The organism is Poriferisphaera sp. WC338 (genome assembly GCF_050931845.1).
Lineage (GTDB): Bacteria > Planctomycetota > Phycisphaerae > Phycisphaerales > Phycisphaeraceae > Poriferisphaera.
The window spans coordinates 2,941,899-2,954,964 of record NZ_CP194516.1; the positions used below are offsets into that span (position 1 = coordinate 2,941,899).

11 protein-coding genes are annotated in these 13,066 nt (G+C 50.3%); 5 read left to right on the top strand and 6 right to left on the bottom strand.

Annotation, left to right across the window (positions count from 1 at the left end; genetic code table 11):
- Positions 1-39: 39 nt before the first annotated feature.
- The 4 genes from ACQ6WK_RS12050 to ACQ6WK_RS12065 form a co-directional block, all read right to left on the bottom strand.
- On the bottom strand, positions 40-3,108 hold the full coding sequence (locus ACQ6WK_RS12050) for a PAS domain S-box protein (protein ID WP_432797628.1): 3,069 nt from the start codon (positions 3,106-3,108) through the stop codon (positions 40-42).
- A 224-nt stretch (positions 3,109-3,332) separates the two neighbouring features.
- A complete protein-coding gene (locus tag ACQ6WK_RS12055; protein ID WP_432797629.1) occupies positions 3,333-4,547 on the bottom strand; it encodes a glycosyltransferase in 1,215 nt (404 codons plus the stop codon).
- Positions 4,548-4,800: 253 nt separating this feature from the next.
- Entirely contained in the window at positions 4,801-5,697 is an 897-nt protein-coding gene (locus ACQ6WK_RS12060) for a rhomboid family intramembrane serine protease (RefSeq protein ID WP_432797630.1), read from the bottom strand.
- A 15-nt stretch (positions 5,698-5,712) separates the two neighbouring features.
- Complete coding sequence (locus tag ACQ6WK_RS12065) at positions 5,713-6,252, bottom strand: NUDIX hydrolase (protein ID WP_432797631.1); 540 nt, start codon at positions 6,250-6,252, stop codon at positions 5,713-5,715.
- A 57-nt stretch (positions 6,253-6,309) separates the two neighbouring features.
- On the opposite strand from ACQ6WK_RS12065, the gene ACQ6WK_RS12070 reads away from it, so the two are divergent.
- Positions 6,310-7,632, top strand: coding sequence for an SLC13 family permease (locus tag ACQ6WK_RS12070; RefSeq protein ID WP_432797632.1), 1,323 nt, complete (start codon positions 6,310-6,312; stop codon positions 7,630-7,632).
- Positions 7,633-7,696: 64 nt separating this feature from the next.
- Here the strand turns inward: ACQ6WK_RS12070 and ACQ6WK_RS12075 are convergent, their stop codons facing one another.
- Together ACQ6WK_RS12075 and pssA are read right to left on the bottom strand one after the other, a co-directional pair.
- Positions 7,697-8,767 (bottom strand): aldo/keto reductase, encoded by a 1,071-nt coding sequence (locus tag ACQ6WK_RS12075; protein ID WP_432797633.1) that lies wholly within the window; start codon positions 8,765-8,767, stop codon positions 7,697-7,699.
- 75 nt (positions 8,768-8,842) lie between these two features.
- The gene (pssA, locus tag ACQ6WK_RS12080; protein ID WP_432797634.1) at positions 8,843-9,784 is read right to left on the bottom strand and encodes a CDP-diacylglycerol--serine O-phosphatidyltransferase; all 942 of its coding nucleotides are present in this window, start codon (positions 9,782-9,784) and stop codon (positions 8,843-8,845) included.
- 123 nt (positions 9,785-9,907) lie between these two features.
- On the opposite strand from pssA, the gene ACQ6WK_RS12085 reads away from it, so the two are divergent.
- The 4 genes from ACQ6WK_RS12085 to ACQ6WK_RS12100 all read left to right on the top strand — a co-directional run bounded on the left by ACQ6WK_RS12085 (position 9,908) and on the right by ACQ6WK_RS12100 (position 13,020).
- Complete coding sequence (locus ACQ6WK_RS12085; protein WP_432797635.1) at positions 9,908-10,411, top strand: DUF2752 domain-containing protein; 504 nt, start codon at positions 9,908-9,910, stop codon at positions 10,409-10,411.
- Positions 10,412-10,577: 166 nt separating this feature from the next.
- A complete protein-coding gene (locus tag ACQ6WK_RS12090) occupies positions 10,578-11,231 on the top strand; it encodes a hypothetical protein (protein ID WP_432797636.1) in 654 nt (217 codons plus the stop codon).
- 45 nt (positions 11,232-11,276) lie between these two features.
- A complete protein-coding gene (locus tag ACQ6WK_RS12095; protein ID WP_432797637.1) occupies positions 11,277-11,957 on the top strand; it encodes a hypothetical protein in 681 nt (226 codons plus the stop codon).
- A 172-nt stretch (positions 11,958-12,129) separates the two neighbouring features.
- Positions 12,130-13,020 carry a hypothetical protein gene (locus tag ACQ6WK_RS12100; protein ID WP_432797638.1) on the top strand — a complete coding sequence of 297 codons (891 nt, stop codon included), beginning with the start codon at positions 12,130-12,132 and terminating at the stop codon, positions 13,018-13,020.
- The last annotated feature ends 46 nt before the right edge of the window (positions 13,021-13,066 follow it).

Genomic DNA, 13,066 nt, shown 5'->3' on the forward strand with positions numbered 1-13,066 from the left:
TTTACCTGCAAAGGATTGCATCAAACGATGCTAGGCAGTTCAGGGAGCGATATCTTCAAGAAACTCCTTAAAAATAGGCAGGGTCATAAAGAATGTTGCCCCATGACCACCCTGATTGCCCTCTGCCCATAGCCGCCCGCCATGATTTTCAACAATTGATTGACTAATCGTAAGGCCCATACCCATTCCATCGGACTTTGTACTGAAGAAAGGATTAAAAATCTGCTTAATCGTTTGCTCATCTAATCCCTCACCGGCATCTTGAACTTCCAATAAAACGAGATGCGGGTCCTGTTTATAAACACTCGTTTTAATAGTTATTTGACGTGATTCCATCTCCACCTCACGCATTGACTCGATCGCGTTGCGTACCAAATTCAGTACAACCTGCTCAATCTGGATTTTATCGACACCAACCGGAGGCATTTCCGCTTTCAGCTCTCGCATCAAGGTTACCCCGTTTTGACGAATCTCAGCAACACATAATGCTAAGACGTCCTCCACAATCTCATTGACTGTGACGATATTTTGGTGACTTTCACGTTTGCGGACAAAATTTCGCATGCGGCGGATAATTTCACCTGCCCGCTGAGATTGATCTCCGACGTGAGAAAGAGCCTCGATCAAGCCGTCCTGATTGATCGTCCCCATTTCAACACGTTTCTTGCAACCAAAGACATAGTTACTGATAGCTGCCAGTGGTTGATTCAGTTCATGAGCCAAACCCGAAGCCATTTCACCCATGGTTGAAAGACGAGCCACATGAGCTAATTCATCGCGTCGCCGCCGTTCCATTTCTTCTGCCTGCTTTTGCTCGCTGACATCGCGTTGTATTGATACAAAATTGATCACCTTGCCGGTCTCGTCCCGCACAGGTGTCACATGCCATTCCGCCACATACGCCTTCCCTTCTTTGCGGTAATGCACCGACTCCCCGCTGAATGGCTGTCCTTCGCGTAATGCTTTACGCGCCTTCTCTAACAGCGTTTTATCTGTACGGGGCCCGTACAGCACGCGCGGATTACCACCGACAATTTCCTTCGCCTTCCATCCTGTCATCTTCTCAAATGCCGGATTCACATAAATAATCTCTGGCCCTTCACCATCTAGCCGTGAGTCAGTGATTACAACGCTTTCATCAATTTGATCGATGGCGGTTCGTACAAGCTTCCATACCTGCTCTGCGTTCTTACGATCAGTAATATCCGCAGAGATGCCGCAGACACCTGCGACATGATCTCGGGCATCAAACAACGGAAACTTAATCGAAAGATTGACTCGACATTCTCCCTTAACAAACGCCGATTCCTCATACTCGATCGCACGGCGTTCATTCATCACCTCAACATCGTTTTCACGGTAATGCCGTGATAAGTGCTTACTAAACAAATCCGAATCTTTTTTACCAACGATCTCACTGACTTTTAAGTTGTATCGCTGTTCAAATACTCGGTTCACAAATAAATAGCACCCATCTTTGTCTTTCAAATAAATTGAAGCAGGTGCGTGATCGAGCAAACCTTGAAGCCTCTGCTCACTCTCTTTCAGTCTGTCCTCTGCCAGTTTTCGCTCAGTCACATCACGTGAAATTGCAAGCGCTGCATAAACATATCCATTCTCATCACGCATGGGCGCAAGACTATATGAAAAGTATCGATCGCCATGCATAGTAGGCATAAGAACTTCACCAACCATCGGCTTTCGCTCTGCAAAAACACGTCGCAGCTTCGAGTAAACCTGCTCAATGGTTTCCTCAGCAAAACCAACATCAACAGGGTGATTGCCGATGAGCTGCTCTTTGGTTAGGCCGTATGTACGAAGCGAAGATTCGCTTGCCTTGATAATTTTTCCTTCGGGATCGATGAGGTACATATGATCTGCGGATACCTCGAAGATCGTATCCAGCTCACGAGCTTGATGCTCAAAACGTTCGCTCAACTCTTGAAGCTCAGCAGTACGAACCAATACCCGCTGTTCGAGATCTTCATTCAAATGACGTAAATCAATATCGTGCTGCTGCCGTACAATACCAGCACCAAGCGTATCGGCAACGGTGCGCAAAAGATCGATTTCGGTATCAGACCATTCTCGCTCTCTACCGCATTCATCCATCCCAATAAAACCCCACCATTTTTTGCCCACAAAAATCGGCACCGCCCCAATGCTCTTGATTCCCTTGGTTTGCAAATCCTCCCGCTCGCTTTCTGGCAAATCTGCAACATTTGAGAAAATAGATTCTCCGCGAGAAAGCACCTCTTCCCAACGCTTAAAACCAGAGTTCACATAAGGTAGCATCTCACATCGCGGTTTTGCTTCATCATCTGGAATCGCAGGTGATTGCCATTCAAACCGCTGTGAAAAAAGCAGATCACCCACGTCAAAAGCGTATTTATCACCCGGCTTGTAACCCAAGCTTTGATTCTGCTGAACATCCTCTTCGGTCGCAAAATGGTTTTGGAAAATGAAGACATAGCTAACACCGGTCGCAATACCGATGCGTTCGAGCACAGAACCGAGCCCCGCCTCCCAATCACCAGTCCGCAAAAACTGCTCCACTGAGAAGTGGACCGCGTTCAAAATTGCGTCGCGTACCTCCAGTTTAGCTTCGTGTTCTTTGCCCTCGGTGACATCCCAAATCACACCTTTCAGATAAACCGCCTCACCATCTTCATTGGGATTAACACCCTGGCCGATTTCCTGAACCCATCGCCAACTACCATCGCGATGTTTCACCCGATAGGTCATGCGATAATCTTTTTGTTTGGTAAGCGCATGTTGAATATGATCGCGAACACGTTGCAGATCGTCGCCGTGAATAATCTCTGCAAAGGTTAAGCCATGATCAAGAAAATCTTCACGTTTATAGCCGGTCACGCGTTCAATCGCATGATTCAAATAAACCATCGTGTACTTTGGATCGTTCTTACAGAAGTACACCACGCCCGGTGCGTACTCAACAAGCCCTTTGAAGTGTTTGGCAAAATCAGGTATCAACTCCGCTTGCTGCTTATAGGAAGCAAGCTGCTGTTCAAGCTGCGTGATGCGCTCACGGAGCTGCTCCTTTTCCTGATCAATGATAGTGTTATCTTTGCCGCTAACTTCTCGCATGTTTGTTCCCGCAACAACCAACATACCGTTTTAAACGCCGGCCTGGTTTTAGATGGACCGTACCGCAGTGATTCAAAGTACTGACAGAACCGCCAAAAATTGACATGGCTTTGCAACTATAGCTGCGCACATCCACCACACGTTATCCCTTATCTTATCCCTCAAATGGCCAGATGAACACCATTGACACAGATATATTCGTTTAAACATCGAGGAAAGACGATTTATGTCGCTTGATCCATGCAACCGTTTATCGCTTTGGCCCATGAATGCCTTACATTTTCCGCACCAAATAATTGCACCCCTTTCGCGGCAGCAAGATCGCCCGCCTGCGTTCTCAACTGTTCATCTCTCGCCCAACGAGTCAGAATATCAGCCGCCCCGCGCTTTTCATTCGGATCTATCACACACACACCCTCATCACCATGACCAAGTAACGATCTAACTTCTGGCCATCCTTCTACAATCACCGGTTTGCCGCTAAGCATCCCGCACATCAAACTCATCCAACTCTCTCTGCCAATCACAAAGAGAACATCACATGCAGAGGCAATCTCCCAACCTCGCCGACATGCAGATTCTTGCAAGAGCAATCCACGATGCCCAAACTCATTCGCGAGATGCATCGCGCGTTGACGATGACCAACATCAGGATCAATAAGCACACGCAAGCGGCTTTGAAGATCACCCTCGCCAACCTTTTGGTTTAACACCATATCAGCCAAACCACACGCTAGTGCCGGCGTCCGAACATCGACGTCCCAAGGACGATCGCATAACAAACCGACTACCACAGCTTGACCGTTGTTATGTCCGTTCATATGAGGCGTGCCATTAACTGATTCGATCACCCCCCATCGCTTACGCCAACCAGTCACATCGATCTCTCGCTTGAGCCAATCCACCGGCGCACCAAGCTGCAAGACGTGTATCGCGGAAGCATTGAGCCCCATGCGTACCAACCGTGCTTTGCTTATGTCACTACCGGTAAGCATGACGAGACCATCCTGCTTGGCCGCTCGTCGCCGTAACCATCGCCGCCATGACTTACTGTTGGGCAGATCACGAAGCCATAGAAGTTTTTTTGCATTTGGTAATGCCCGGTCCGCCGCCCATAGCATGCCGAGGTCGTCACAGTGAACCGCATCCACCTCACCGACACGGCATAACTCTTGACGCAATCGCCATTGCGTGCTCAAACCTCGGCCAATCCCCAGCAGTTCAGCACCTTCAATCCCTGCATCTGCGCACGCTTGACGCATCCACCCTCCCCCAACACATAAGACATGCTCGCGCACCCCTGCGACAGCTCCGAGCAAACCCTTGAGTCTGACAAAACCGCTCGGCGTAGCCAAGCCGCCACCCTCGCGCACAATATGCAGCAGCCTACATCCCTCCGCCTGCTTAATCGCTGTTTCCACTACCTGCTCGGACAACATACACGCTCCAACGTCCGCCACCCCGGCTATTAAAAATCAAATCCAACACCCATCATCACGAAACCTAAACATTTTTCAACTCCATCCTGACCCCGGAAGATCACTCATGTGAATGCGTGACTTAACCAAGGTTTCCTACCTAGTCGCATCTGATTGACACACACATTTTATCAACAGCCATAGGCTATTCTTGTACTCACAAAAAAACAGGGCTCAGCTGAGCCCTGCACGTCATTCTCATTAATAGCTGATCTCAACGGGGCACATTCTTCTTGGTGTTTGTTGCTTTGTTGAGTGTTTTCTTTTCCTGTTTCGTCAGTGATTGCAAACCATGTGCGTTCACCTTATCTAAAATGCGATCAACTTCCGCATCCAAATTTTCCTGAATCTGTTGCTTCTGTTCTTGACGAATCGCTTGGCCTTTCTGAGTAACCGCACCAATAGAAACACCATCTGCCCAGTCAAGAATGCGCGGTCGGCACATTAATATGAAACCCATCACAGCACCACCAAGGTGTGCCGCTTCGCCGCCGGCGTTCGCACCATTCACCACCAATGTCAAAACGGTAAACCCAAGCAAAATCAAAGCCAGTGTTTTCAACTTCAATGGAATCGGTGGAATCAATAGTTGCACTACCATATTCGGATAAGCAACCGCCAAACCAATCAAGATCCCCATGATCGATCCCGACGCACCTAACAACGGCGACATTCCCGATACATGCAAGAAACCTGGAATCCACGACAACACCGTCATCATGAATGCTCCGCCCATCCCACAGAGCAAGTAGAACGCAAGAAAACGTTTGCTACCCCACCACCGCTCCATCATTGGCCCGAAGAAATACAACACAATCATGTTGAACAAGATGTGCAAAAAACCAACATGCACAAACTGGTACGTGAACCACCGCCATATCTGAAAACCATAGATCCCTTGGTCGACGGTAAATGCGGCCCAATTGTTGGGGGCAAGCCATGCCGCTCGTGTTGCGGTGCTAAGAATGCCGTTGAGAATGAACACCACACAGGTGATGCCCATAATCCACATCACCACCGACGCACCAGCCATGCGGCCGCCAATCCCGCCCATCATGCCACCATAGCGTGCATTTTCTTTCCGATAATAATCTCTGTTTTCAAAACTCATAACACATCACCATCCTTAGTGCCCGCAGCCGCAAAATCGTTCCCAATACAAAATCGTCGAAATCGTCTTTGCATCCTCAATGTCCCCCCGCTGTATCATTTCCATCGTCCGACTGATGGGCAACGCTTCAGTCACAATCTTTTCTGTTTCATCTAACTGTTGGCCGACCCAGGTTAATCCCGTCGCCTGAAAAGCGGTCAGTTTCTCAGTCACCATGCCAGGACACGCATAAAAAGCGCAAAGGCGCTCCATTTTCTCCGCCTTATAACCTGTTTCCTCCGCCAGCTCTCGCCCTGCCGCGAGTGTCAGATCCTCCCCGGTTTCGACGGTCCCCGCAGGCAATTCCCATAATTCCTTACCCAATGCAAACCGCTGATTACGGATCAGAATCAACTTTCCGTCCTCCATCACTGGCAGGATCACCACCGCATCAGCACTTTTGATATAGCCCCGCCGCAATTTACCGCCGTTGCGTTTAGCTAGATCCACCTCGTAAACATCGAACCGCTGCGTCCGGTAAACCTGATCGCCAGCCTGCTTTTGCTCAGAACTCAATCCGCTTCGCTCCAATCTTGCCCGGAAGTATCATTCAAGATCGCCGAGGTTAGTTTTGTGCCTACCAACACTTGCCGAATCATTTTACCCGCTCTGGCCGACAAGTATTCAAGCACCATGACCACTGCTGTCATCATTATCTTCGTCCTCGTCTATATCGGCCTGATCCTCGGACGCATCCCAGGGCTCCGCATCGGCCGCACAGGTATCGCGCTGCTCGGCGCTGTCGCTATGCTGATCACCGGCATTCTTTCGATCAATCAAGCCTGGCAATCCATCGATGCATCAACGATGATTCTGCTCTTCGCACTGATGGTGATCTCCGCCTCATTCGAGCAATCCGGCTGCTACACACTCATCACTTCACACATCACTCGCACACCTGTTTCGCCTCGGACCTTATTGCTGATTGTTATCCTCGTCACCGCCGCACTTTCTGCCGTGCTAGCCAATGATATTGTCTGTCTTGCGACCACACCCATTCTTTTACGTGGCATCACTCAGCGCAAACTCAATCCCATGCCGTTCCTGATCGCACTCGCCTGCGCGGCAAACATAGGGTCCGCCGCCACGCTCATCGGCAACCCGCAAAACATCCTCATTGGCGAAGCGCTCGGCGTTTCCTTCCCGCATTATTTCTTGATCGCCATCCTACCTGTTACCGTGTCGCTAATCTTGACGTGGCTCATCATCGTCGCACTCACCCCGGCAAATAGCTGGAGCTTACAAACACAGCTCAATCTTGATGCAATCCAAACATCCGCATCAACACAAGCAGAAGAACATATCTACCCACTCAATCTCTTTCGTGCTGTATTAACCTCCACGATCCTCATTGTCTTGGTCTTACTGTTTTTATTCTCGCCGTGGCACAAGCCGGCGCTGGCGCTGGTAGGTGCAGCGTTACTTTTGTTCTCACGCAAACGAGCTACAGAAGAATCACTCAATCATATCGACTGGCAATTACTACTCTTATTCATCGCCTTATTCATTATCAATGCAGCACTCGCCGCAACCGGATCACTACCACCATTGGTCGCCGACCTGTCTAACTTAGGATTAGATCCACAATCGCCACCGGTGCTGTACGTCTTGACCGCAGTGTTATCGAATCTGGTGTCCAATGTGCCAGCCGTCATCCTGATCCTGAACATCATCAACGATCCAGCCTACGGTCCTCTTCTCGCGCTATCCTCCACGCTCGCTGGCAACTTCATCATCGTCGGGTCCATCGCCAACATCATCGTGGTCACGCAAGCCGACCGTCTTGGCTTTACAATCAATTGGAAACAACACGCACGTATCGGTATTCCTGTCACACTTGCCACCCTCACAGTCACTGCTGGCTGGTTGTATTTGCTATCCATACTTGCCACGTAAAAAACCTCGCACTTTTCAGCACGAGGATTCAATCATCATTCTTTATCTATATCTATATCATCAATTAGGCCATCACCGGCGGCACATACATGCTCTTCACACTGCCTTCTTCAGCAGTTGAGCTTTTATGATCGCACGGATGTGCTTCTTCACCTAAACCAAAATCATCATCGTACCACGCCTGAATCTGCGCCAAGACTTCACCCGGCAAACCGCTACCATCTGCCGCAGCAGCAAACTCATCCACATCCGCTTCCGATAGAATATTCGGCTCTACACTCACCATCCCTGGCTGACTTGCGAGCCATTTCATCGCAAACTGCCTCAGGCTCAATCCCAAGCTCTCCGCAATTGGGCGCACCATGTCGTTTTTCTGCAGACCATAGATAAGCCAGTTTTTATCTCTGAATTTGCGATGATCATTGTGTGCAAACTCATGATCTGGCGATTTGAATTCATCATCCAGCATCCCCGAATTCGTCGGTACACGCGCGATCACACCACCCTTACCACGTGCGTCTGCAATCTCACAACACTCCCGGCCCGGGTCCTGCTCATACATGTTAAAAACAGTCTGCACTGTCGCAGCATCATATTTCAAAAATGCTTCGTGGCATTCTTCCCGCCAACCAATCGCCGGCCCAACGGCCACACCCCAATAACGTACTTTCCCTTCCTTCACCAAAGCCTCCATCACACGCACCAATGTTTCCCCCATGTCCGGCAGCTTTAGATTATGCGCCTGATAAAGATCAATCGTCTCCACACCCATCCGCTCAAGCGACAGCTCCAGATCTTTGCGGATAAACGCTTCACTGAAATCCTGCTTCCGCTCACGCTGCGACTTCGGCGCGCCCGGATCGCTATAAAAGTCATACCCAAACTTCGTGCTCACCACGATGTTGTCCCGCCCGGCATACTTGATCGTTTCCTTCAACCGCTTCTCTGCCACACCGTTACCGTATGCCGGCGCAGAGTCAAAAAAGTTCACGCCCTGATCAAAAGCATAGTTCTGTACTCGTGCCGCATCATCATCACTAAACTCACCCCACCAGTTGGTGCCGAAGGTAAAATTGCCGAAGCCCAATAGGCTCACAGCCAAATCCGTTCCGGGGATCACGCGTTTCTCAATCATGGATCACTCACTTCTCAATTAAATTGTTTATCTCACTCATGCGGCGACGGTTGATTGCCACGCACCCTTTATATCTTAATCACAATCTTCATCTTCGTTGTCACCACCCAATGAATCCACAATCCATTCCTTCGCTTTCTCTGGCCGAAAGATTTTGTCGTAGTAATACATGAACGGGGCTGACAGCGCGTAAACACTGAAACCTACCGCAATCACTAACTGTGGGTATGCCAACAACAACAAAAAACCAATCGTGGCATAGGCGACCACCGCAAACGGCGCCCGTCCACCAACATATTTATTTAAAACATGCGAATACCGAAACGTCGACACCATTCCAATCGCCGCCGCGAGCATGACCCCCACCATCACGCCCGCCGCAACGGACACCGTCCAAGACTCCTCACCGTAATGCTTGAAGTAATGCTCATGAAGCAACACCAATGACGCCACCGCGCCACCCGCACCCGGACTCGGCAACCCTTTAAAACTCGAATGGTCAGGCGAGTCATCCTCATGCTCAATATTAAATCTTGCCAACCGAAGCGCCGCACACGCCACATACGTCAGCCCCACAAGCAACGCAAAACGATCGAACAAACTATCCTCAAGTGTCTGACCAATAAACGGAATTCCCACACCCACCAACTGAATCGCAAGAAACGCCGGCGCCACACCAAACGTCACCATGTCCGCCATCGAATCCAACTGCTCACCTAAGTCACTCGTCGACCGTGTCAGCCGCGCCACACGACCATCCAAACCATCCAACAACATTCCCAAGAAAATCAACGCCGCCGCAAACGTCAGTGGACTCCAATTGAGCGGCAATTCCCCAACCTCCGCCCGCCGAGACGCCATATACACCGCCGCAAATCCACATAACAAATTCCCCAGCGTAAACATCGTCGGCAGTACCGAAATGCCCTTGCGCGCAAGCCGCCTGCTGCGGCTCCGCTTTTTCTTGGATCGCTTGTCCGTAGCTTGTGATTCATGGTCCATATCGCGCATGTTCATAGCCAATCATTGTAACGATTACCCCACCTCCGCAACATTCGTAGATTCCGATGCTATCCTGACCCCCATTTGATCCACATACCCCATTTATCGCCACGAGCTCACGGTTTTCGTGCAAAGTCCATGATTCAACCCCGACCATCTGATATCTTATTCTCCAGCGGTATGAATGAATCAACATCACCAACGCCAACCTTTGCCTCACCAGCGACACCTCACTCACGTCTGCCAGCGTTAGCGATTTTTCTTTCCTGCTTGATCCTCCTCGCCGTTGGATCATATCTCTCCCCTACCTTCGGACTCACTGAAGCATTCAACATGCCCGTCTGCGGCTTCAAACTCCACACCGGCTTGCCCTGCCTTACCTGCGGCATGACCACCGCTTTCACCCATGCTACACACGGCCACTTGCTCACCGCTTTCTACACCCAGCCCTTCGGTGCTGCACTCGCCATCGCTACTGCCGCCTTCTTCCTCATCTCACTTTGGTCCCTCATCACCGGCATGTCCCTTGCTCCGCTCGGCCGCATGCTCGGTTCTCGCAAATTCATCATCCCGCTCATCGCCTTTTTCATCCTCGCTTGGCTCTTTACCCTCGTCACAAATTTCACCCCGCACAGTGGCTGACAACGCACGCTCCCCATGAACCCCGCCCCTCCCGCAAACGTAAATTCAATAACCCCACCTGCCTTACCCGTCACCAACACCACAAACCTACCCGCCCCGCCCCGCATCAGGTATCCTGTTAACGCTTAACAGACTTTCCTGCCTCGGATTTATGGAACCATATAAGATGAACAACACCAAGTCGGCTATTCTGCTCGCAACCCTGCTGGTCGCTTCGATCTCTCTCACCGGCTGCAACATCCTCGGCTGGATGGCAGCACCCTACGGCTCAGATATCGAAATCACCGAAGTCACCGCGCAATACACCAAGCTTAAAGATAAATCCGTTGCTGTCCTTGTCGCCGCCGACGACAGTATCCTATTCATGTACCCTGATGCGCGTTTCCGTGTGTCGCACATGATCTCACAACGCCTCTCGGAAAACATTGATTCCATCACACTCATGAAGCCCAAGGATGTCAAAGAATTCCAGCGTGAAAACCCATATTGGCATACCTCTGCTTACCCGGACTTACTCGACGCTGTTGGCACCGATGCAATTATCATCATCGAACTCAACCAATATCGCACACACGAGCCGGGCAACAATCATCAATGGCGTGGCTCTGTTGCTGGCACGGTAACCCTCATTGACGCTGGCGCACCAGATCCCTCTGAAGCGGTCTTTCATCAGATCGTTCGCAACCAGTTCCCGGAAGATTCCAAAGTTGGCGCACTGGACTCCAATGACGTCGCCATTCAGCAAGGCATGAACACCTTGTTTTCCCGTGACGCCGCCGGCCTGTTCTATGACCACGAAGTAAAACGCCTAAAGAAGTAAACGTCCTGCGCCAGACAACCTTTAACTCTTGATTAGATGAACAACATGCGTAACAACATCTTGATGACCGCTGTGCTTGTCTCACTCACCGTCCTGCTGCAAGGCTGTGCTGGCTTTGGTTGGATTGCTGAACAAATCCATGGCAAGAAGATCCCCGCACTCTACGAGATCAAACCCAAACCGACTCTCATCATGGTCGACGATCCGGATCGCCTTCTCCCCAGCGGCAATCTCGCACAAGTCATTGCCGCCAATGTCGCACATAACCTCACCTTCCAGGAAGAACTGGAAGACATGTACATCGTCCCACAACGTGATCTGATCAAACTTCAAACCGATCTCGGCAAAGAATACCTCCGCCAACCCATCGATAAGATTGGCTCCCGCCTTGGCGCGAATCAGGTCATCTATATCAACATCAAAGCATTCCAAACACGCTACGCTGGGCAAGTCTATCGTCCTACCGCCACCGCTGAAATCAAACTCATCGAAACAAAGACCGGCCACCGCCTCTTCCCAACAAACGCCAAACGCGTCATCGACACTACGCTCACCCCGCCCGGCCACATGGTCACTGTCAAAACCTTCTACCAACGTGAAGACCTCGATGGCACCGGCACTCAACAGGTCCATGAACGCCGCATTGCCGAAGAGCTCGGCCAGAAGATCGCAGAAATCTTCTACAATCACGCTGAACCTGAGCCAGGCGAAACCCTTCCCGGCTAAGCCCCATCCCCTCGTACCCTGAAGTTTGACCACTTCCAACCTCTCCCAAACAACCACTCCAAACCCCTTCACCGAAGGGGTTTTTGTATTACCCTGCCACTATGAAACACGATCAAAATGGTAACGTCTCTATCTATGAATCAACAATCCCGTTCTACCTTGAGGATCACTCGTGAGCACAACAACTTCCAAAGTAAAGCGTGAAAGTGGCACACGAATCGACACGGATCTCATCTGCCTTCAATGCGGCTACACATTGCGCCTACAAAAACCAGACGCCGTCTGCCCGGACTGCGGCCTGCCCATCCTCGAAACTATCTCCAACCCACCGTTACGATTCACTTCTCCCGACCACCTACGCACAGCCAAACTTGCCCTTCTCTCGCTGATGACAACCACCCTCACTTGCCTAGCTACACCCATTATCTTCACACTTAATAAATCCATGTCCACATCGGCTTTTTTTGTCTACGTCGAAAGTTTCTTTCTTCTCATACCCCCATTACTTCTCCTCTTCGCCATCTGTTGCCTTCAAGAAAAACCGTACCCCTACAGTAAAAAATCGAGCATTGTCAAGCTCGCATTCCTCTTTACCATCCTCTACGCAGGTACTTCATATCTCGACCGATTGTTGATCATTGCGCCGCAGCTCTTGCCTAACGCTAGGCATTACTTATACATCTTCGCCATACACGCCTACCTTGTCGGCCTGCTGCTTCTATTTCTCCATCTCAGAAAACTTTCCGCCGAAATCCATCTCAAAAACCTCTCACACGGCTTCACGTGCTTCGCCATCATCTTCTTCGTTCAGCTACTCTACTACGGCGTCAATGTCTGCCGCATCATCTATCTCGCCGTCAAATGGCTCGTCCCCAATGACTACGGCCAATGGGAATTTCACGACGACATTCTTGAACAGTACAGAACCCTGACCATCTTTGCAGACCCGCTCATTCATCCCCTACATATACCTGTCATTTCACAGATTGCCCCCATCGCCTTGCTCATCATGCTCTTCATCATACTGCTCAAACTTCGCCGTCTCACCACCATTGCATCATGACCACCCACAGAACGCTACAACAATTTCTCTTTTGCCTCCCCTCCCC

Excerpts from the sequence above, each read along its gene's own strand:
- ACQ6WK_RS12085 (WP_432797635.1), top strand. The coding sequence starts at position 9,908 with ATGATTCAACCCCGACCATCTGATATCTTATTCTCCAGCGGTATGAAT.
- ACQ6WK_RS12095 (WP_432797637.1), top strand. The coding sequence starts at position 11,277 with ATGCGTAACAACATCTTGATGACCGCTGTGCTTGTCTCACTCACCGTC.
- ACQ6WK_RS12075 (WP_432797633.1), bottom strand. The coding sequence starts at position 8,767 with ATGATTGAGAAACGCGTGATCCCCGGAACGGATTTGGCTGTGAGCCTA.
- ACQ6WK_RS12055 (WP_432797629.1), bottom strand. The coding sequence starts at position 4,547 with ATGTTGTCCGAGCAGGTAGTGGAAACAGCGATTAAGCAGGCGGAGGGA.
- ACQ6WK_RS12090 (WP_432797636.1), top strand. The coding sequence starts at position 10,578 with ATGAACAACACCAAGTCGGCTATTCTGCTCGCAACCCTGCTGGTCGCT.
- pssA (WP_432797634.1), bottom strand. The coding sequence starts at position 9,784 with ATGAACATGCGCGATATGGACCATGAATCACAAGCTACGGACAAGCGA.
- ACQ6WK_RS12050 (WP_432797628.1), bottom strand. The coding sequence starts at position 3,108 with ATGCGAGAAGTTAGCGGCAAAGATAACACTATCATTGATCAGGAAAAG.
- ACQ6WK_RS12060 (WP_432797630.1), bottom strand. The coding sequence starts at position 5,697 with ATGAGTTTTGAAAACAGAGATTATTATCGGAAAGAAAATGCACGCTAT.